Origin of the sequence: Exiguobacterium sp. s128 (genome assembly GCF_018618815.1) — a bacterium.
Taxonomy (GTDB): Bacteria; Bacillota; Bacilli; order Exiguobacteriales; family Exiguobacteriaceae; genus Exiguobacterium_A; species Exiguobacterium_A antarcticum.
The window spans coordinates 1-17,676 of sequence record NZ_JACSMT010000007.1; the positions used below are offsets into that span (position 1 = coordinate 1).

Annotated in this window: 21 protein-coding genes; 14 read left to right on the plus strand and 7 right to left on the minus strand. The window is 48.3% G+C overall.

The window, feature by feature from the left end:
* The first annotated feature begins 283 nt into the window (after positions 1 to 283).
* Positions 284 to 640: a DoxX family protein gene (locus tag KNQ13_RS04500; RefSeq protein WP_026831145.1), complete on the plus strand. Its 357-nt coding sequence runs from the start codon at positions 284 to 286 to the stop codon at positions 638 to 640.
* Positions 641 to 717: 77 nt separating this feature from the next.
* Here KNQ13_RS04500 and KNQ13_RS04505 read toward each other — a convergent pair whose 3' ends face one another.
* Positions 718 to 1,482, minus strand: a complete 765-nt coding sequence (locus KNQ13_RS04505) for an SGNH/GDSL hydrolase family protein (RefSeq protein WP_026831146.1) — start codon at positions 1,480 to 1,482, stop codon at positions 718 to 720.
* Between the two features lie 126 nt (positions 1,483 to 1,608).
* Between KNQ13_RS04505 and KNQ13_RS04510 the strand changes: the two genes are divergently transcribed.
* From KNQ13_RS04510 to hfq, 4 genes are all read left to right on the plus strand, one after another.
* Positions 1,609 to 2,529, plus strand: a complete 921-nt coding sequence (locus KNQ13_RS04510; protein ID WP_026831147.1) for an ABC transporter ATP-binding protein — start codon at positions 1,609 to 1,611, stop codon at positions 2,527 to 2,529.
* A complete protein-coding gene (locus KNQ13_RS04515) occupies positions 2,522 to 3,520 on the plus strand; it encodes an ABC transporter permease (protein WP_014970054.1) in 999 nt (332 codons plus the stop codon). Before KNQ13_RS04510 ends, KNQ13_RS04515 begins: the two co-directional genes overlap by 8 nt.
* A 450-nt stretch (positions 3,521 to 3,970) precedes the next feature.
* A complete protein-coding gene (gene miaA, locus KNQ13_RS04520; RefSeq protein WP_026831149.1) occupies positions 3,971 to 4,903 on the plus strand; it encodes a tRNA (adenosine(37)-N6)-dimethylallyltransferase MiaA in 933 nt (310 codons plus the stop codon).
* Positions 4,904 to 4,946: 43 nt separating this feature from the next.
* Complete coding sequence (gene hfq / locus KNQ13_RS04525) at positions 4,947 to 5,198, plus strand: RNA chaperone Hfq (protein WP_014970056.1); 252 nt, start codon at positions 4,947 to 4,949, stop codon at positions 5,196 to 5,198.
* Between the two features lie 64 nt (positions 5,199 to 5,262).
* On the opposite strand, the gene KNQ13_RS04530 is transcribed toward hfq, so the two are convergent.
* Entirely contained in the window at positions 5,263 to 6,237 is a 975-nt protein-coding gene (locus KNQ13_RS04530) for a tyrosine-type recombinase/integrase (RefSeq protein WP_026831150.1), read from the minus strand.
* Between the two features lie 135 nt (positions 6,238 to 6,372).
* Between KNQ13_RS04530 and hflX the strand changes: the two genes are divergently transcribed.
* The 6 genes from hflX (at position 6,373) to KNQ13_RS04560 (ending at position 11,407) form a co-directional block, all read left to right on the plus strand.
* Positions 6,373 to 7,614: a GTPase HflX gene (gene hflX, locus KNQ13_RS04535; RefSeq protein ID WP_026831151.1), complete on the plus strand. Its 1,242-nt coding sequence runs from the start codon at positions 6,373 to 6,375 to the stop codon at positions 7,612 to 7,614.
* Between the two features lie 7 nt (positions 7,615 to 7,621).
* Positions 7,622 to 8,899, plus strand: coding sequence for a methionine gamma-lyase family protein (locus tag KNQ13_RS04540; RefSeq protein ID WP_014970059.1), 1,278 nt, complete (start codon positions 7,622 to 7,624; stop codon positions 8,897 to 8,899).
* A gap of 141 nt (positions 8,900 to 9,040) precedes the next feature.
* Positions 9,041 to 9,439 (plus strand): MerR family transcriptional regulator, encoded by a 399-nt coding sequence (locus KNQ13_RS04545; protein ID WP_014970060.1) that lies wholly within the window; start codon positions 9,041 to 9,043, stop codon positions 9,437 to 9,439.
* 45 nt (positions 9,440 to 9,484) lie between these two features.
* Positions 9,485 to 10,831 carry a type I glutamate--ammonia ligase gene (gene glnA, locus KNQ13_RS04550; RefSeq protein WP_026831152.1) on the plus strand — a complete coding sequence of 449 codons (1,347 nt, stop codon included), beginning with the start codon at positions 9,485 to 9,487 and terminating at the stop codon, positions 10,829 to 10,831.
* 91 nt (positions 10,832 to 10,922) lie between these two features.
* The gene (locus KNQ13_RS04555; protein WP_026831153.1) at positions 10,923 to 11,135 is read left to right on the plus strand and encodes a (4Fe-4S)-binding protein; all 213 of its coding nucleotides are present in this window, start codon (positions 10,923 to 10,925) and stop codon (positions 11,133 to 11,135) included.
* Positions 11,135 to 11,407 (plus strand): GNAT family N-acetyltransferase, encoded by a 273-nt coding sequence (locus KNQ13_RS04560; RefSeq protein WP_026831154.1) that lies wholly within the window; start codon positions 11,135 to 11,137, stop codon positions 11,405 to 11,407. Before KNQ13_RS04555 ends, KNQ13_RS04560 begins: the two co-directional genes overlap by 1 nt.
* Before the next feature lie 97 nt (positions 11,408 to 11,504).
* On the opposite strand, the gene KNQ13_RS04565 is transcribed toward KNQ13_RS04560, so the two are convergent.
* Together KNQ13_RS04565 and KNQ13_RS04570 are read right to left on the minus strand one after the other, a co-directional pair.
* Complete coding sequence (locus tag KNQ13_RS04565) at positions 11,505 to 11,831, minus strand: AzlD domain-containing protein (RefSeq protein WP_026831155.1); 327 nt, start codon at positions 11,829 to 11,831, stop codon at positions 11,505 to 11,507.
* On the minus strand, positions 11,816 to 12,511 hold the full coding sequence (locus KNQ13_RS04570) for an AzlC family ABC transporter permease (RefSeq protein ID WP_026831156.1): 696 nt from the start codon (positions 12,509 to 12,511) through the stop codon (positions 11,816 to 11,818). Before KNQ13_RS04570 ends, KNQ13_RS04565 begins: the two co-directional genes overlap by 16 nt.
* A gap of 167 nt (positions 12,512 to 12,678) precedes the next feature.
* Here KNQ13_RS04570 and dhaK point away from each other — a divergent pair, with 167 nt between their 5' ends.
* The 3 genes from dhaK to dhaM are packed head-to-tail and all read left to right on the plus strand — an operon-like array spanning position 12,679 to position 14,627.
* Positions 12,679 to 13,647 (plus strand): dihydroxyacetone kinase subunit DhaK, encoded by a 969-nt coding sequence (dhaK, locus tag KNQ13_RS04575; protein ID WP_014970065.1) that lies wholly within the window; start codon positions 12,679 to 12,681, stop codon positions 13,645 to 13,647.
* 18 nt (positions 13,648 to 13,665) lie between these two features.
* On the plus strand, positions 13,666 to 14,265 hold the full coding sequence (gene dhaL, locus KNQ13_RS04580) for a dihydroxyacetone kinase subunit DhaL (RefSeq protein WP_026831157.1): 600 nt from the start codon (positions 13,666 to 13,668) through the stop codon (positions 14,263 to 14,265).
* On the plus strand, positions 14,262 to 14,627 hold the full coding sequence (dhaM, locus tag KNQ13_RS04585; protein WP_014970067.1) for a dihydroxyacetone kinase phosphoryl donor subunit DhaM: 366 nt from the start codon (positions 14,262 to 14,264) through the stop codon (positions 14,625 to 14,627). The genes dhaL and dhaM overlap by 4 nt, the downstream gene beginning before the upstream one ends.
* 105 nt (positions 14,628 to 14,732) lie before the next feature.
* Here dhaM and glpK read toward each other — a convergent pair whose 3' ends face one another.
* The 3 genes from glpK to KNQ13_RS04600 form a co-directional block, all read right to left on the minus strand.
* Positions 14,733 to 16,250 (minus strand): glycerol kinase GlpK, encoded by a 1,518-nt coding sequence (gene glpK, locus KNQ13_RS04590; protein WP_026831158.1) that lies wholly within the window; start codon positions 16,248 to 16,250, stop codon positions 14,733 to 14,735.
* Positions 16,251 to 16,293: 43 nt separating this feature from the next.
* Positions 16,294 to 16,995 carry an MIP/aquaporin family protein gene (locus KNQ13_RS04595; RefSeq protein ID WP_014970069.1) on the minus strand — a complete coding sequence of 234 codons (702 nt, stop codon included), beginning with the start codon at positions 16,993 to 16,995 and terminating at the stop codon, positions 16,294 to 16,296.
* A 185-nt stretch (positions 16,996 to 17,180) separates the two neighbouring features.
* Positions 17,181 to 17,651, minus strand: coding sequence for a metal-binding protein (locus KNQ13_RS04600; protein ID WP_014970070.1), 471 nt, complete (start codon positions 17,649 to 17,651; stop codon positions 17,181 to 17,183).
* Positions 17,652 to 17,676: the final 25 nt, after the last annotated feature.

Consider the following 17,676-nt stretch of genomic DNA (forward strand, 5'->3'; position numbering starts at 1 on the left):
TACGATACCGGGGTTTTCGCTTTTTTTCTATGTTCGATTTAAAATCCGATGGATTTTATGTGTCAACCACACCTTATGGTGATGAGCCAGTGTTGTTTTTATCTATATGTAATGTATCAGATTTAATTCAAGGAAATGGAATTGCGGTCGTTTTTCCGAAATGCCTCATCATTCCCCACAATTCGTCGACAATCTCAAACAGTTGAGGGAAAAGAGGGAGTTCGGTACACTGAGTGTGTTTCGTACTTAAGTAACACACTTAGTCACAAAGGGAGATGTTCAGATGAAGTATGTACTGCGCGTGCTGTATGGTGGCGGCTTACTGTTTGCCGGGATCGGTCATTTTCGAAACGAAAAGGGATTTGTTAAGATTATGCCCGCTTTCATCCCGTTCAAACGTTTTTTCGTCCAGCTGACCGGGGTCATCGAAGTATTGTATGGTCTGATGTTGCTGTCGGGTCGAGGCGTTGATATCGTTCGTAAGACGTTACCTGCTTTTTTATATGCCGTCTTACCGGCCAACATCAACATGGCGGTCAACCCGAAACCCATCAATGGGAAAAACTTGCCTGCTTGGGGACTGTGGGCCCGTCTTCCACTTCAATGGGTTTTGATTGCTTTTGCAAAACGGTTGAAGTAAATCACTTTTAAAAAATCCGAACGATTCCTGCGTGTGAAAGCCCAGGAACGTTCGGATTTTTCTGTGATGCTATTTTCTTAGAAACGTTTTTCGACAGCCAAAATTGCTGCGTTGGAGATGTCTTCATACGTCGCGTCGTTCGGGTGGAACTGGTCGCTTGAAAGATCACGTTTGACGTCCCGCACGAGATTGAACGTATCGATGACTTCGATGTCATGTTTGATACCGAGTGTCCGTGATTTAGCGTTCCATTCTTGAACGATGCTGTCAAAGGCAGCTCCATTTTCGTTCGCGCGGAACGGGTTATAGAGTCCGACATAGAAAATGACGGCGTCCGGATTTTCTTCGCGTAAGATGCTGAATGTTTTCGTCAGGTTGTCTTGAGCCTTTTCAATCGTAGCTGCGGTTTTTTTGGCATCAAAGTTTGCGACACCTTCACCCCGGTTAAACAAATCGTTTCCGCCAATCGTCACCGAGATGACTTTTGCTTGGGACAACGTACGACGGACTTCTTTTTGTTCCAGTTGTTTTAAGAGATCTTCCGTCCGGGCACCGCTGACGGCTAGATTTTGGAAACGTTCGACACGGTCGTTTTTGACGAGTTCCCGCCCGACGATCGCAGCGTAGCTGTTTCCGTTTGAAGCACCGACACCGCGCGTCAGGGAATCACCAAGCGCGACATATGTCCCGCCTTTTTTGACCGGTTCTTCCTTTGTCGGAGTCAAGACGGCCCGTTTGGGTGGATTGACGACATCGTTATAGGCACTCGCGAAACCGTACCCGAAGACTGCCGTTAGAATAAGAGAAACTACTAAAAAAAGTGGCCAAACATATCGTTTCATGAACCGTTCCTCCTTTTGCTGTTACTATGATTGTAGCAAAACTTTTCGGAATGTGCGGTTTTGAAGTGTTTCGATAAGGTAAATCATTCATTATTCCGCTAGAATGGATACTAAGAGGTGAGAGACGTGAAACCAACTGTAAAATTAGAATCAGTCACAAAAGTCATTGGAAAAAAAACGATCATTGATAACATTTCGTTCGAAATCTTCCCCGGTGAAGTGTTCGGATTCCTCGGACCCAATGGTGCCGGAAAGACGACGACGATCCGGATGCTTGTTGGTCTGATCAAACCGACATCAGGCAAGATCACGGTTTGTGACTTTGATGTCCGCAAACAATTTGTCCAAGCGATGCAACGAATCGGCTCGATTGTTGAAAACCCAGAGCTGTATAAATATTTGACAGGACGCGAAAATCTGCAGGTCTTCTCACGGATGTTGCCGGACGTCGACGAGGCGCGGATTCAGGAAGTCATTGATTTGGTCGACTTGACGGCACGGGTGGACGATCAGGTCCGGACGTATTCCCTTGGGATGCGCCAACGTCTTGGGATTGCACAAGCTTTGCTCGGTCGCCCGGATGTCTTGATTCTGGACGAACCGACCAATGGACTCGATCCGATGGGAATCCGGGATTTACGTCAATTCATTCGGAAATTAGTTGACGAGACCGGTTTGTCCGTTTTGGTGTCGAGCCATATCCTGGCCGAAATCGAAATGCTTGCGGATCGTGTCGCGATCATGAGTTACGGGAAAATCGTTCAAGTCGGGACAGTCAAGGAATTGGTCGAGTCACTGGCACCGGGAGTCGATTGGCGTGTCGATGATGCGTTCAAGGCAAACGAGATTTTGTCGGCGTCTCCTGACGTCCAAGTCTCGGAAATCGTTGATGCCAACACCGTTCATACCTTGATGGATGCCAGTAAGACACCATCGCTCAATAAACAATTGTTTGAAGCAGGTGTAGAAGTCTGGACGATTGAACGAAAAGTCCAGACGCTGGAAGATCTCTTCATTACATTAACAGGAGGAGATCATATTGCGTAACCCGAACATGATTGGATTGGTTCAAAACGAAGTGATGAAGATTGCTTCCAAAAAACGGTTTGCCGTCGTTGCCATTATTTTAGTAGTCCTTGTCTCGATGTTTACGTATGCCCAGTACCGGGACATTCAAGAACAGATCAAGAAACAGGGGACACTCGACTGGCGGGTCGAACTGCAACAAGATATCGTCGACACGCAAAACCGGTTAGCTTCAAGCAGTATCCAAGATGAATTTCGACAGTTTCTGGAGTTTGACTTAAAACAAAATCAGTACTATCTCGATAATGACATCAATCCGAACTATCCGGGAGCACCGACCTTCATCCGGATTTTCTTCTCCCAAGGATTGACCCTGATTCTGCCGCTCTTCATCATCGTCATCATGGCGGACATCGTCAGCGGGGAACAAAATGATGGGACGATTAAAACCTTGCTGTCCCGTCCTGTTAGACGTTGGAAAATTTTGATGGCGAAATGGCTGACGACGCTGTTGTATACGTCAATGCTGATGGCGCTGACTGCCGCCGTCTGTTATGCGATTTCCGGTATCGTCCTCGGATATGACGGATGGACCGCGCCGATTCTGACCGGTTTCCAGGCCTCGCCAAGCGGAACGTTTTCGACCGAATTCGTGCATACGATTCCGATGTGGGAATACTTGTTGATGGCTGTGGGACTCGCCTGGATCGTCACGGCAGTCGTCGCGACGATCGCCTTGATGGTCTCCGTACTCGTCAAAAACACTGCGACCGGTATCGGAATCATGATGGCAGTCTTGATTTCAGGGACGCTGTTGACGACACTTGGTTCAAGTTGGACGAGTTCGAAGTACCTCGTCAACGTCAACTTCGGTTTAATCAACTACCTCGATGGACAAGCGCCACCGATTGAAGGGATGACGTTGCCGTTCTCTCTCGCCGTCTTACTTTGTTGGACGGTTGGGGCGTTGATTGTCGCCTTCTGGAACTTCACGCAAAAAGATATGTACTGACACACGACAAGAAAGCCCCTTCTCCGGTATGGAAAAGGGGCTTTTTGGCATATGTCAAGCATATGCCTGGAATCAAGAAGGGAATCCTTCTTAGAGAAGCTGATGCAGGTCAGCTTCTGCGCTACGTAACAATCGTACTTTTATCATAGCGATTCCAGTAATTGGTGTCAAACCTGCTTGAAAGGGTTTACGAAGTCAAAGAATTGTCAAAAGGTATCTAAAGACAACAGAGGAGGTGCCAAAAATGGCGGATTGGGGAATTATGCTGACAGGTTTAGTCATTTGTGGATGGTGTGTGTTTAGTGCGGTATACGATGACTTCATTCGCCGCGTGTAATAGAACTCATCGAACCGTCTTCTTTACAGGAGACGGTTTTTTTGTCGTGTCTGTGATTTAGGCAGATATGATACACTGACTACAAACACGTATAAGCTAGGAATGGTGATTTCATGAGTAAACAACCCGTCATTGTCATCGTTGGACCGACCGCCGTCGGAAAAACTAAGACAGGCATTGAATTAGCGAAAAAATTAAACGGCGAAATCATTTCAGGTGACTCCGTTCAAGTCTACAAACAGATGGACATCGGGTCAGCGAAGGTGACGCACGAAGAAATGGAAGGAATTCCGCATCATTTGCTCGATCTGGTTGATCCGGACGACGAGATGAGTGTCGCGCGTTTTCAGACGTTGGCCCGAGCGGCAATCGATCAGATTGCGGCAAAAGGCAAGTTACCGATCATCGTCGGTGGCACGGGGCTCTATATCCGGGCGATTTTGTATGATTATCAATTTACTGTCCAGGCAGAAGATAAAGCGTTACGGCAGGAATTAGAACAGTTTGCGCAAATCGAAGGAGCGCAGGCGCTCCATGATCGCTTGCGGCAGCTTGATGCAGAGCGGGCGGAAGCGATCCACCCGAACAATATCCAACGGGTCGTCCGGGCGATTGAAGTCGCCATGAGCGGGCAAACGCAAGTCTCCGGCAGTGAACCGAGTCTTTATGAGAGCTTGTTGTTTGTCTTACATATGGATGACCGGGAGCAGTTGTATGCGCGGATCGATCAACGGGTCGACTTGATGGTCGAACAAGGACTGGTCAAAGAAGTCAATCAGTTGGTTGCTTCAGGTTACGGTGAGACAAAAGCGATGCAGGCGATCGGCTACAAGGAAATGATGCCCGTTTTAGAAGGAGCGCCACTCGAACCGGCTGTCGATTTGCTTAAACGAAATACACGACGGTTCGCAAAACGGCAATTAACCTGGTTCCGGCATCAATTTGACGGCATTTGGATTGAAATGGGAAGGCTTTCATTTGAAGAAAACTTCAAAATTATCTATGATAGAACAGTAGGGTTTCTGAAAGCGGTTAAATCGGAGTAGCCTGAAGAGAAAAACAGATAAAATAGAGGGGGCACGGGGTCTTATGAAAGCGACGTATAACATTCAAGACTATTTTTTAAATCAATTACGAAAAGATTCGGTTCCAACGACAGTGTTTTTAATCAGTGGGTATCAGTTACGGGGATTGGTCAAATCGTTTGATAACTTTACCGTCATTTTGGAATCGGAAGGCAAACAACAATTGATTTACAAACATGCCATCTCGACATTTGCACCGGCACGCAACGTGACGTTGTATGAACAAGAGACGGAAACGGAAGAAGTCACACGTTAAAAAAAGACGGCCGGGGGGCCGTCTACTCGACGGAACAACGCTGCGGCGTTGTTCCTTTTTTTTGTTAGAGTAACTCTTTTAATTCGTCAAACGCGTCGGCATACCGTCTCAGTGAGACGTCTTTATAGAGGCACGTCTTCGTCAAGCGTTCTTCTTTTGTTAACTCTTCCAAATAGGTCCCGAGAATAAAGCTGTTGCGTAACATCGACGGGGTGATGATCCGTTTGTTGTCCGAGCGTTCATTTAACTGGCGCATCATCTTCGTGATCATGACGATCGACAATTGTTTCGGGGCATTTTTGCTGTAGACCCAGCGAAACGTCATCCGTGAGAAATCAAAGGCGACGAAAAACGGATCGGCCGAATGATACCGCGGACGGACCGGTTCCGGAATCGTCTTTAAATACGCGAGCATCAGATCCTGATCGTCACGCTCCAGGTACAGGAGGTATGCATTGCCGAGCCGGTCGTGGACGGTCATTTCACGTTGCGCGAAATTCAAGTCCTGCATCTTCAGACCGATGATGTGATGAACCCGGAGGCCGTAGCGGTAGAAGAGGCGTAAAATCAACTCGTTCCGGTCAATCAAGTAAGGCCTTGCGACGAGTTGGTGATCGGTCAATCCCCGGTCGGACCGGTTCGTCCGGATTAGTTGTTCGTATTCAGCCAGCGAGGCGACGTGTCCCGGTGTCAATTCGTGGGACGGTTGGGCGTACTCGATCAGCTTTGTCTTCGTCTGACGGATTTGATAGTTGACTTGGTTGAGGACGCTGACAATTCGGGCGACGGTCGCCTGCTGATACAGTTTTTCTTCGATCAAGTACTCATTGATGAACGTTTTCCACGTCTCAAGCGGAATCGCCTTGAAGTCGTCGATCGTCTCGAGCGGTTGATCGACTTCCGTCATGTACCGGTGAATTTCAATCAAATCGTAGCGGTAACGACGGATCGTCGAGTCTTGTCTGCCGCTCGCGCTCAGAAAAAATAAATACCGTTCGATGAATTCCGGCAAGGTGTAGTCGAGTCGTTCTCGTGCCATAACGGACCTCCTGTAGGATGACTTTCTTTCATCATAAACCGAACGAATGTTTCCTGTCCAAAAAAGTTCAGACGATAGGGTGCATGTGGTATGATTAGGGGCGCAGAATGTCTTTATTTTGAAAGGAATGATTTTATGTCAGAACGCGTCATCGTCGTCGGTTGTCAGCTCCCCGGTGTACCAGATCATATCTATGCAGAATCGGTCGCGGAGCTTGAAGCACTCGTTACGACTGCGCACGCCGTCGTGGTAGGACGACTCGATCAGAAACGTCAATCGATCGATCGCCGTACGTTTATCGGAAAAGGGAAGGTCGAGGAACTTGTTGCGTTAGCAGAGGAACTCGAACCGGATTTAATCATTTTTAATGCTGAAGTCACACCGGGACAGATGAAAAATATCCGGATTGCGCTCGAAGATCCGGAATCGATCAAACTGATTGACCGGACGCAGCTGATCTTAGATATCTTCGCTGGTCGCGCCCAGTCTCGGGAAGGGAAATTACAAGTCGAGCTCGCCCAAATGAGTTACTTGTTACCCCGTCTGAGTGGACAAGGGACCCAGTTATCGCGACTCGGTGGAGGAATCGGGACACGTGGTCCCGGTGAATCGAAACTTGAGACCGACCGCCGGCACATCCGTCGTCGTGTCGACGAAATCAAGAAACAACTCGAAACATCGGTCGCCCACCGCGCCCGTTACCGGGAACGCCGGAAGGAAAACCAGACGTTCCAAATCGCGCTCGTCGGGTATACGAATGCCGGGAAGTCAACGATTTTCAATCGGTTGACCAATGCTGACACATACGAGAAAAACGAATTGTTCGCGACGCTTGATCCGTTGACACGTCAGTTTGATTTGCCGGAAGGCGGTCAGATTCTTCTGACGGATACCGTCGGATTCATTCAAGATCTGCCGACGAAACTGATTGCTGCATTCCGTTCGACACTTGAAGAAGTCCTCGAAGCGGACTTGATCATCCATGTCATCGATGCGTCAAGTGAACATTATCTCAATCAGATGCAGACGACAAACGATGTCCTGGATGAGCTCGGTGCCGGTGACATTCCGCAACTCGAGGTCTTTAATAAAAAAGACCGGTTGACGGACTTGTTCACAGGTGGGAAATTATTGATTTCAGCACTGGATCCGGCAGATATCGAACGTCTGACGGTCGAAATCGAAAAAGCAATCAGTGAGATTCTCGAATACCTCGAGATCCGGATCCCGGTCGAGGCGTTTGTCCATTACAATCCGGCAAAAGAAGTGATGATGAATTTAAAAGAAGAGTATGAAGAGGACGGGTCCGTGGTCTTAAAAGGATTTTTACGTAAAGACACACGACTGTACTCGACATTGAAAAAATACGAGGTGTAATCTAATCATGTTTTCGGAGTTAACGTATTATGAAACGATTCGTCCGTTCGTCGAACGGGCGGAAGAAAAAATCGCACCAGGAATCAAACAGGCGCAACAAGTCGCGGAACAGAATCAGTTCCGCGTCTTAAACGCGTTTCGTCAGCATAAAGTCAGTGATTTCCACTTCATGCCGTCGACCGGTTATGGCTACAACGATGAAGGGCGCGACAATCTCGAACGGATCTATGCATCAGTCTTTGGGGCGGAAGCCGGGCTGTGTCGGGCACAAATCATCAGCGGCACCCATGCAATCGGGATTGCGTTATTCGGTCTCTTGTTGCCGGGCGACGAACTACTTTATATCACGGGGAAACCATACGATACGTTAGAAGAAATCGTCGGGATCCGGGGAGACGGTCGTGGGTCGTTAAAGGAACTCGGTGTGACCTATGACGTCGTCGAGATGAAACAGGCAGAGACGATTGATCTTGAGGCCGTCCTCGCCCGGATCACGGACAAGACGAAGGTCGTCGGCATCCAGCGTTCAAAAGGGTATGCGACACGCCGGAGTCTGCCGGTCGCAGAGATTGGTCAAGCCATCGCAGCGATCAAAGCACAGCATCCCCATGTCATCGTCTTCGTCGACAATTGTTACGGCGAATTCGTCGAGACGATTGAACCGACCCACGTCGGTGCCGATATCATGGCAGGTTCGTTGATTAAAAATCCGGGTGGTGGTCTCGCGAAGACCGGCGGGTACCTCGTCGGTCGCCGCGATTTGATCGAACGGGCGTCGTTCCGAATGACGACACCTGGTATCGGTGCGGAAGCCGGTCCATCGCTTTATTCGCTTCAAGACATGTATCAAGGGTTCTTCATGGCACCGCATACGGTCAGTCAGGCATTGATGGGGGCGATGTTCACCTCAAGCATGATGGAACAGTTTGGATTTGAGACGGCACCGCATTACGCCGCTGAACGGACAGATTTGATTCAATCGGTTTCCTTCCATGCACCGGAGCCGATGATTGCTTTTTGTCAGGCGATTCAGGCGGCATCACCGGTCAATGCCCACGCCTTGCCGATTCCTGATTATATGCCGGGATACGCGGATGATGTCATCATGGCAGCGGGGACGTTCATTCAAGGTTCATCGATCGAGTTATCAGCAGACGGTCCGATCCGGGCGCCGTATACGGCATATGTCCAAGGTGGATTGACTTACAGCCACGTCAAGATTGCCATCGTCTCGGCCGTCAATCAACTGATGGAACAACAATTGATTCAAACGCAACAGGTTTAAAATAAGGGCTTGATGTGAAAATACCTCTGTTACCCCAAGTCGTCTGACTTGTAAGAAAGTCATGTTAACTTTCCTTACATCTCTTGACAACTTGCCTTACAGAGGTTTATTCTCATGAAGTAAGGAAAAAGGAGGAACGAAATGGCAGACTTATCACGACAGTCCAAGCCACTATTTCCCATCGGAGTCGTTCAAGAGTTGACCGCGTTATCTGCCCGACAAATCCGATATTATGAAGAACAGGGATTGATCAAGCCGGAGCGGACAGAGACGAAACGTCGCCTCTATTCGTTTAACGATGTCGATCGTTTGCTGTCGATCAAGGAATATTTGGATCAGGGACTAAATATCGCAGGGATCAAAATGATTTTTGATAATGATCTCGTCAAACGGGAACGTGTTGCGGAAACCGTCGTTAAGACGCGTCCGGAATTATCTGATGGCGAACTATATAAACTCCTGAAAAATGAATTGAAGGAAGCAGGGCGACATGGAAAAACGTCACTCATCCAAGGTGAGCTCGGACGCTTTTTCAAGTAAGTGCCTGTTACCATATAAAAAAGAACCGGAGAGGGGATTTGTCACATGACACGTCGCAACATTACACGAGAAGACATTATGAAAATCGCTAAAGCTGAGGATGTACGTTTTATTCGTTTACAGTTCACAGATATCCTCGGTACGATCAAGAACGTTGAAATTCCAGTCAGTCAATTGGAAAAAGCACTTGATAATAAAATGATGTTCGATGGTTCGTCAATCGAAGGATTCGTCCGGATTGAAGAATCAGATATGTATCTCTTCCCAGACCTCAACACATGGGTTGTCTTCCCATGGACAGAAGACGGAACGGGTAAAGTCGCACGTCTCATCTGTGACATCTATAATCCGGATGGCACGCCGTTTGCAGGAGATCCGCGTGGTCAACTCAAACGGGTACTTAAAGAAATGGAAGAGCTTGGTTTCTCTTCATTCAACGTTGGTCCTGAGCCGGAATTCTTCTTGTTCAAGAAGGATGCAAACGGTCGCCCGACGCTTGAATTAAACGACCAAGGTGGTTACTTCGACCTCGCACCGGTCGATCTCGGCGAAAACTGCCGTAAGGAAATCGTTATCGAACTTGAGAACATGGGCTTTGAAATCGAAGCATCTCACCATGAAGTCGCACCGGGACAACATGAGATTGACTTCAAATATGCCGATGCGATCACGACTGCGGATAACATCCAAACGTTTAAGCTCGTCGTTAAGACGATTGCAGCGAAACATAACCTTCACGCAACATTCATGCCGAAACCACTTTACGGTGTCAACGGTTCAGGGATGCATGCCAACATGTCCCTCTTCAAAGGAAACGAAAACGTCTTCTTCGATGAAGGAAACAGCAACATGCAACTGTCTGACGATGCCCGTGCTTTCACAGCAGGTATCTTGAAGCACGCCCGTGCCTTCACAGCAGTCTGTAACCCGACAGTCAACTCGTACAAACGTCTCGTTCCGGGTTACGAAGCACCTTGCTACGTCGCGTGGTCAGCCCGTAACCGTTCACCACTCGTCCGCGTACCGGCAGCACGTGGTCTCTCAACACGGATCGAAGTCCGTTCGGTTGACCCGGCAGCAAACCCGTACTTGGCACTCGCGACATTGCTCGCTTCAGGTCTTGACGGTATTAAAAACAACCTGAAAGCACCTGAACCAATCGACCGTAACATCTATGTGATGGACAAACCAGAACGTGTCGCAAACGGCATTGACGATCTTCCGTCAACGCTCAGCCACGCACTTGAAGTTCTGAAAGCGGATGACGTCGTCATGAACGCACTTGGCGAGCACATCGCAGAGCACTTCGTGGAACTCAAAGAAATCGAATGGGATATGTTCCGGACGCAAGTCACGGAATGGGAACGCGATCAGTACATGGTCTTGTTCTAATCTCTTGGAACGTCCGAACTTGGTTCGGGCGTTTTTTTGTAGAGGAAATCTGGTCTTGGACAACGAATTCTGTACCAAGGAGGCGTTTTAAATGAAAAAGGCGTATGAAGGAAAAGAGATCACGGTCTATTTTGATGCTGAAGTCTGTATCCATTCCGGTCACTGTGTGAAGAATCTGCCGACCGTCTTTGATGTCAAAAAACGTCCATGGATTGAAGCGGACGGAGCACCGGTCGAAGACGTCATGCGGGTCGTCGACGGATGTCCGAGCGGGGCCTTATCTTACGAACGGAGGGAAGCTTAATGGAATTGAAACGAGGAGATCAAAAGATTGAAGCCTATCTCGACAATCAAGCTGTCGGAGAGATCACATACAGTGATACAAAAGGCGGTAAATGGATCATTGACCACACGTATGTTGATCCGAAGCACCGGAATCAACAGATTGGTGAACAACTGGTCAAAGCGATTGTCGAATGGGCGCGGGAAGAAAACGTCAAGCTGTTGCCGCTTTGTCCATTTGCGAAACGGGAATTTGAGCAGACGCCGGATTATGCGGATGTATCGGCTCAATAAAGAAATTGATACGAATGTTCATTTATAGAAAGACGAGGGCAGTGGGTTTACATCCACTGCCCTCGTCTTGTTTAAAAAGTATCGTTCGCTTCTACTCCTACAGGAAAAAGCGGATCAGCGCCATCGACATGACTCCGGTAATGACCGTGAAGGAAAGACTTTTGCTGGTCAGTGCGACAAGGACTGTCGGTACTGATGCTGCGAGATGAAGAGAAGACAGCGTTGGATAATCATCGCTTTGAGCAAGCAACAAGTTTTGAAAAAACAAAGCACTGAGCAGGCAAATCGGGATGAACGACAACCACTCGGTCAACAGGCGGGGCAACGTCAATCCATGCATCAGCAGAAACGGCAAAATTCGTGGAATCAATGTGACAAGACCACAGGCGGCGAACAGGATTAAAAGCTCTAAGTGGATGTCCATCGTGAGATCACTACTCCTATGCTGGCGGCTACCATCGTCGCAAACAAAACAGCAAGTTCCGGTGAGAGGTAGCGCATCGATATGTATAACAACAAGAAAACGAGTACCAGTAAAATTCCGTTCAAGGCAACACGTGACCGTTCACTTTCAAGCTGCAAGTACAACAAGCCGATGAACATTGCTGTCAAGGCAAAGTCCAGTCCGAACCGTTCCGGATCCGGGAACCAACTGCCGACGAGTGCTCCTAGGACAGTCGAAGCAATCCAACTGAAGTAGGCGGTCAGATTCAACCCATGCATGAATTTGGCATCGATCGTTTGTTTCAGTGACGTATTCATGGCGACAGCAAACGATTCATCCGTCAGCAGGGCGCCGATTCCGAACTGGTCGAACCGGTTACGGCTTGCGACGCGAGGCGCAAGTGTCATGCTCATCAGAAGATGCCGGGAATTGACGATGAAGGTCGTTAAGATGATGGCAGAAAAAGGGCTGTTTAGTAACAGTAGACTTGTAATGATGAATTGAGCAGCACCGGCATAAATCAGGATCGACATCAATCCGATTTCGAGTGGGCTGAGTCCGGCAGCGCGTCCGACGATACCGGCAGAAAAACCGATTCCGAGATAACCTAGAACGGTAGGCAAACAAGCTTTGACACCTGCTTGAAATGAACTTGCCATGTAAGGTACCCCCTCTCATTATGATGTGTTATCAGCATAGCATCAACGAAACCGCTTGGAAATAAACTGGTCAATATTTTCATATGTTTCCTTGACATAAGTCGTGTCCATTGGTGGTAAAGAGTAAGTGGTACGGCAAAAATTCGTTAGACGAAGGAGCGTTCAAGATGGATAAATTAATGCAAGATGCGAACCGGTTTGTGTCAGATATGGTCGATGGTCTCGTTTTAGCACATCCCGATCTTTATGCAAAAGTCGACGGAGTTAATGTCATTAAACGAAAAGAACCACTGAACGGGAAAGTCGCTCTCGTGTCTGGTGGGGGGAGCGGTCATGAACCGGCCCATGCAGGATTCATTGGAGACGGGATGCTCGCAGCAGCAGTCTGCGGAGAAGTCTTCACTTCACCGACACCGGATATGGTACTAGAAGGAATCAAAGCGGCAGACGGCGGAAAAGGGGTTTTGCTTGTCGTCAAAAACTATTCCGGTGACGTCATGAACTTCGATATGGCAAAAGAATTAGCCGAGCTGGAAGACATCGAAGTCGAGACGGTCATCGTCAATGATGATATCGCCATCAAAAAAGAGGAAGATCGACGGGGTGTCGCGGGGACGATTTTTGTCCACAAGATTGCGGGAGCTGCGGCAGCAGAAGGCAAGTCGTTAGCAGAAGTCAAAGTGATCGCAGAAAAAGTCATTGCCGGTGTCCGTTCGATCGGGATGGCCTTATCTCCCTGTTATATGCCAGAAAGCGGGAAACCTGGTTTTGATCTGCATGAAGACGAGATGGAGATCGGAATTGGGATTCATGGAGAAAAAGGGCTTGAGCGGAAACCGATTGCTTCCGTCGAAGCAATCGTCACAGAGTTACTCGATCGACTGACAGCGGAAGTATCAGACAAAAAAGTCGCGGTGATGGTGAACGGGATGGGTGGAACGCCGGTATCGGAATTGTATATCACCTATAAGTATGTTGCGGAACAACTCCAGGCCAAAGGGTACGAAATCGTTCGCCCGTTCGTCGGCAATTATATGACATCCCTTGAGATGCATGGTTTTTCGATCACCCTGCTCCCGGTTGACGATGAACTGATCGGCTATTTGGATGCAAAAACGAATGCGATTGGATTCTAACTAGAAGAGGTGCAGACAATGAAGTTATCAACGGAAACATTTCGTGACGCGTTGCTCGAAGCAGCAAAACAAATCGAACAACATAAAGATGAACTGACGGATCTCGACCGGGAAATCGGTGACGGTGACCACGGCATCAACATGTCTCGCGGCTTCCAAGCGGTTCAGAAGGAACTTGAGGCGCAGACAGAATATGAAGATCTCGGCGCTTTATCCAAGCAGGTCGGGATGACGTTGATCAAGACGGTCGGAGGTGCTTCCGGACCGCTCTATGGGACGGCATTCGTCAAGTTTGCAGGAGCCTTCAAAGGAAAAACCGAAGCGGAAGGGGATGAGTTGGCAGCCGCCTTCAAAGAAGCGACGGACGGAATTAAAATGCGTGGGAAATCGGAATTCGGGCAAAAAACGATGGTCGATATCTGGACGCCGTTTTATGAAGCGCTCGAGCAAAAAACTGATTTAAACCAAGCGCTCGATCAAGCGTTGGTCGATACAAAAGAACGTGTGGCGACAAAAGGACGGGCTTCGTATTTTGGAGAGGCGACGATCGGCGTTCAAGATCCCGGTTCCCTGTCCAGTGCCTTGCTGTTACGTGCGATCGTGGAGGTGCTTCGATGATTAACTTGATTTTGGTCTCGCACAGCGAAAAGTTAGCGGCAGGACTCAAGGAATTGTTAGCCGAGATGGCGCCCGATACACCGGTGTTACTCGCAGCCGGGCTTGCGGACGGCAGTATCGGTACCGATGCGTCCCGCATCGAAGAAACGATGAATGAGCTGACCGATGACGGATTGATTTTAACGGATATCGGTTCAGCGACGATGAACGCAGAACTTGCCCTCGAGTTATATAGTGGGGACCGGAGCGTTCAGTTCGTCGAGGCTCCGCTTGTCGAGGGTGCCTTTTTAGCAGCTGTCTTAAGTGGTCAATCCAAGTCGTTAGATGAAATCGTCACCGGCTTGAAGTCCGAATTTGAATAAATGATTACGATAACAAACAAGCGCGCTCCAGAACGATGGAGCGCGCTTGTTTCGTGAAGGCTAAAAAAACCTGACGTTCCGATGGGGAACGTCAGGAAAATCGAGTTAAGCGTTGACTTCTTTTTTACTTGGTTTAAACGCCATCGTCGCTTCCACCGCTTTTTGCCAACCGGCATAACGCTGTTCACGATCGTCTTCTTTCATCTCTGGTTTGAACTGACGATTAAGTTTCCATTGTTTTTTGATTTCTGCTTTGTCTTTCCAGTAACCAACTGCTAAGCCGGCAAGGTAAGCGGCACCGAGGGCAGTCGTTTCGTTGATTTCTGGACGATCGACCGGGACACCTAAAATGTCCGCTTGGAACTGCATCAAGAAGTCATTCGAAACGGCACCACCGTCGACGCGTAACGTTTTCAGCTCGATGCCCGAATCTTTTTCCATTGCCGTTAAGACGTCACGTGTCTGGTAAGCGAGTGATTCGAGTGTCGCCCGGACGAAATGTTCTTTTTCCGTTCCGCGCGTTAAGCCGAAGATCGCTCCGCGGACATCACTATCCCAGTAAGGAGCGCCGAGTCCGACGAACGCAGGGACGACATAGACGCCTTCTGTTGAATCCACTTTCAATGCATAGCCTTCCGAATCCTTGGCGTTTTTCAGCATCCTTAACCCGTCACGTAACCACTGAACCGCTGACCCGGCAACGAAGATGGATCCTTCAAGTGCATATTCGACTTTACCGTCGACGCCCCAAGCGATTGTCGTCAACAGACCGTGGTCCGAAGAAACAGCTTTTTCACCGGTGTTCATCAACATGAAGCAACCTGTTCCGTATGTGTTCTTTCCTTCACCTGGTTCGAAGCACGTTTGGCCAAACAAGGCAGCTTGCTGGTCACCGGCGATACCGGCGATGGGAACTTCAAAACCGAAGAAGTGGTATGGAACGGTGTTATCGTACACTTCACTCGATTGACGGACTTCTGGCAACATTGATTTCGGAACCGTGAGGATTTCGAGTAATTCATCATCCCATTTTTGTTCGTAAATGTTATACATCAATGTTCGTGAAGCGTTCGTATAGTCCGTGATATGCGTTTTTCCGCCGGACAGTTTCCAGACGAGCCACGTATCGATCGTTCCAAACAGCAGTTCACCGTTTTCAGCCTGCTCGCGCGCTCCTTCGACATTATCTAAAATCCATTTGACTTTCGTACCGGAGAAGTAGGCATCAATCAGCAGACCTGTTTTATCACGGAATTTTTGATTAAGTCCTCGGGCATTCAACTCATCGCAGATACCGGATGTTTGACGAGATTGCCAGACGAGTGCGTGATAGACTGGTTTACCCGTCTCTTTGTTCCAGACGACCGTCGTTTCACGTTGGTTCGTGATTCCGATACTTGCGATTTCACTAGGTTTGATATCCGCTGTTCCGAGAGCATCCGCCATGACAGCAAGAATGGATCCCCAAATTTCGTTGGCATCATGTTCGACCCAACCTGGTTGTGGGAAATATTGTTTGAATTCACGTTGTGCGGAGTTGACGATATGACCATCATGATCAAAGATGATGGCGCGTGAGCTTGTTGTACCTTGGTCGAGTGCTAAGATATACTTGTTTTCCATTCTGAAATCCCCCTTGAAATGTGAGTTGAAATCCGTCAGTTAATTAAAAGAGCATTTGATGAAGGAAGACGGCAATCGCGCCACCGATGAATGGTCCGACGACCGGAATCCAAGAATAACCCCAATCCGATGAACCTTTTCCTTTGATTGGTAAGATGGCGTGCGCAATCCGTGGACCGAGGTCACGAGCTGGGTTGATGGCATAACCTGTCGTACCACCAAGCGATAGACCGATGACGACAACAAGTAGACCAACGATTAACGGGTTTAACCCATCGGCGAACGAGTTTGCGCCAAACGCTAGAATTCCGAAAACCAAGACGAACGTTCCGATAATCTCAGAAACAAGATTTGATCCGGTATGACGGATAGCTGGTCCTGTTGCAAAGACACCTAATTTTGCAGCTTGGTCATCTGTCGCTTCAAAATGTTTCATGTAATGAAGCCAAACGAGTACCGCACCGATAAAGGCTCCGATTAACTGAGCAGCGATGTAGACGGGTACATCTGCCCATGGTAAATCAGAGTTTAACGCTAGCGACAAAGTGACCGCTGGATTAAGGTGGGCACCACTGGCGGCTGCAACATAAACTGCAGTCATGACGGCGAGACCCCAAGCAAATGTGATGACGATCCAGCCGCTGTTCTCAGATTTCGTCTTTTTCAAGACAACCCCTGCAACGACCCCATCACCGAGCAAAATCAGAATCATCGTTCCAATCAGCTCACTAGTAAAGTTACTCATGCAAAAACCCTCCCTTTGGATTGAAGCAAATATTGGCCTTTCCATTTAAACCTACATCTAAATGATAACGTTTTCAATACAATTAATTGCAATTCGGAAATGAAATTTCCTTAATTTATGTTTAAAAATATGAAAAATGGATATTAAAAAACCCTTTGTTCATTTTTACGATGAACGAAGGGTTTTCAGCGACGCTTTTTTCGCTTCTTTTTTGTTCGAAAGAAGCTGCTAGAGTGATCGAGAACGATATGTATCGTACTGGCGGCGATGATGCCGATGATGAAAGCGGGCATCGCTTCAAACCAAAGATCGACCGTCTCCGAGGCGATGATTTTGGTATACAGCGCCAAAAACAGCAAAGGAATGACGAAAGCAGCACTGTATAACAGTCGGATGATATCACCGATGATCAAACCATGTGACCAGATCGAGCGATGCGGCATGATTTTGACGTACGGCATCCAAAGCACTCGAAACGGTCCGAGACGATAATAGGGCTCCGATTTTAAGTCCAAGTCAGGAGAGAGCCAAAGTGTGCCGACAGTAATGCCGACAGCAGTAGGTAACCAATCCGTCTGCTGTGTTGCGACCGAATACGCAACGTAACCTGCCAAGGCGACGGTATTGACCGTATCATGTACGTTTCCAGAAGGCATAAAAAAAGACCAGCTGAGCTGGTCC

Bases quoted from the DNA above. Each gene is read 5' to 3' on its own strand.
- KNQ13_RS04500 (WP_026831145.1), top strand. From the start codon at position 284: ATGAAGTATGTACTGCGCGTGCTGTATGGTGGCGGCTTACTGTTTGCC.
- KNQ13_RS04505 (WP_026831146.1), bottom strand. From the start codon at position 1,482: ATGAAACGATATGTTTGGCCACTTTTTTTAGTAGTTTCTCTTATTCTA.
- miaA (WP_026831149.1), top strand. From the start codon at position 3,971: ATGAGTAAACAACCCGTCATTGTCATCGTTGGACCGACCGCCGTCGGA.
- hfq (WP_014970056.1), top strand. From the start codon at position 4,947: ATGAAAGCGACGTATAACATTCAAGACTATTTTTTAAATCAATTACGA.
- KNQ13_RS04530 (WP_026831150.1), bottom strand. From the start codon at position 6,237: ATGGCACGAGAACGACTCGACTACACCTTGCCGGAATTCATCGAACGG.
- hflX (WP_026831151.1), top strand. From the start codon at position 6,373: ATGTCAGAACGCGTCATCGTCGTCGGTTGTCAGCTCCCCGGTGTACCA.
- KNQ13_RS04540 (WP_014970059.1), top strand. From the start codon at position 7,622: ATGTTTTCGGAGTTAACGTATTATGAAACGATTCGTCCGTTCGTCGAA.
- KNQ13_RS04545 (WP_014970060.1), top strand. From the start codon at position 9,041: ATGGCAGACTTATCACGACAGTCCAAGCCACTATTTCCCATCGGAGTC.
- glnA (WP_026831152.1), top strand. From the start codon at position 9,485: ATGACACGTCGCAACATTACACGAGAAGACATTATGAAAATCGCTAAA.
- KNQ13_RS04555 (WP_026831153.1), top strand. From the start codon at position 10,923: ATGAAAAAGGCGTATGAAGGAAAAGAGATCACGGTCTATTTTGATGCT.
- KNQ13_RS04560 (WP_026831154.1), top strand. From the start codon at position 11,135: ATGGAATTGAAACGAGGAGATCAAAAGATTGAAGCCTATCTCGACAAT.
- KNQ13_RS04565 (WP_026831155.1), bottom strand. From the start codon at position 11,831: ATGGACATCCACTTAGAGCTTTTAATCCTGTTCGCCGCCTGTGGTCTT.
- KNQ13_RS04570 (WP_026831156.1), bottom strand. From the start codon at position 12,511: ATGGCAAGTTCATTTCAAGCAGGTGTCAAAGCTTGTTTGCCTACCGTT.
- dhaK (WP_014970065.1), top strand. From the start codon at position 12,679: ATGGATAAATTAATGCAAGATGCGAACCGGTTTGTGTCAGATATGGTC.
- dhaL (WP_026831157.1), top strand. From the start codon at position 13,666: ATGAAGTTATCAACGGAAACATTTCGTGACGCGTTGCTCGAAGCAGCA.
- dhaM (WP_014970067.1), top strand. From the start codon at position 14,262: ATGATTAACTTGATTTTGGTCTCGCACAGCGAAAAGTTAGCGGCAGGA.
- glpK (WP_026831158.1), bottom strand. From the start codon at position 16,250: ATGGAAAACAAGTATATCTTAGCACTCGACCAAGGTACAACAAGCTCA.
- KNQ13_RS04595 (WP_014970069.1), bottom strand. From the start codon at position 16,995: ATGAGTAACTTTACTAGTGAGCTGATTGGAACGATGATTCTGATTTTG.
- KNQ13_RS04600 (WP_014970070.1), bottom strand. From the start codon at position 17,651: ATGCCTTCTGGAAACGTACATGATACGGTCAATACCGTCGCCTTGGCA.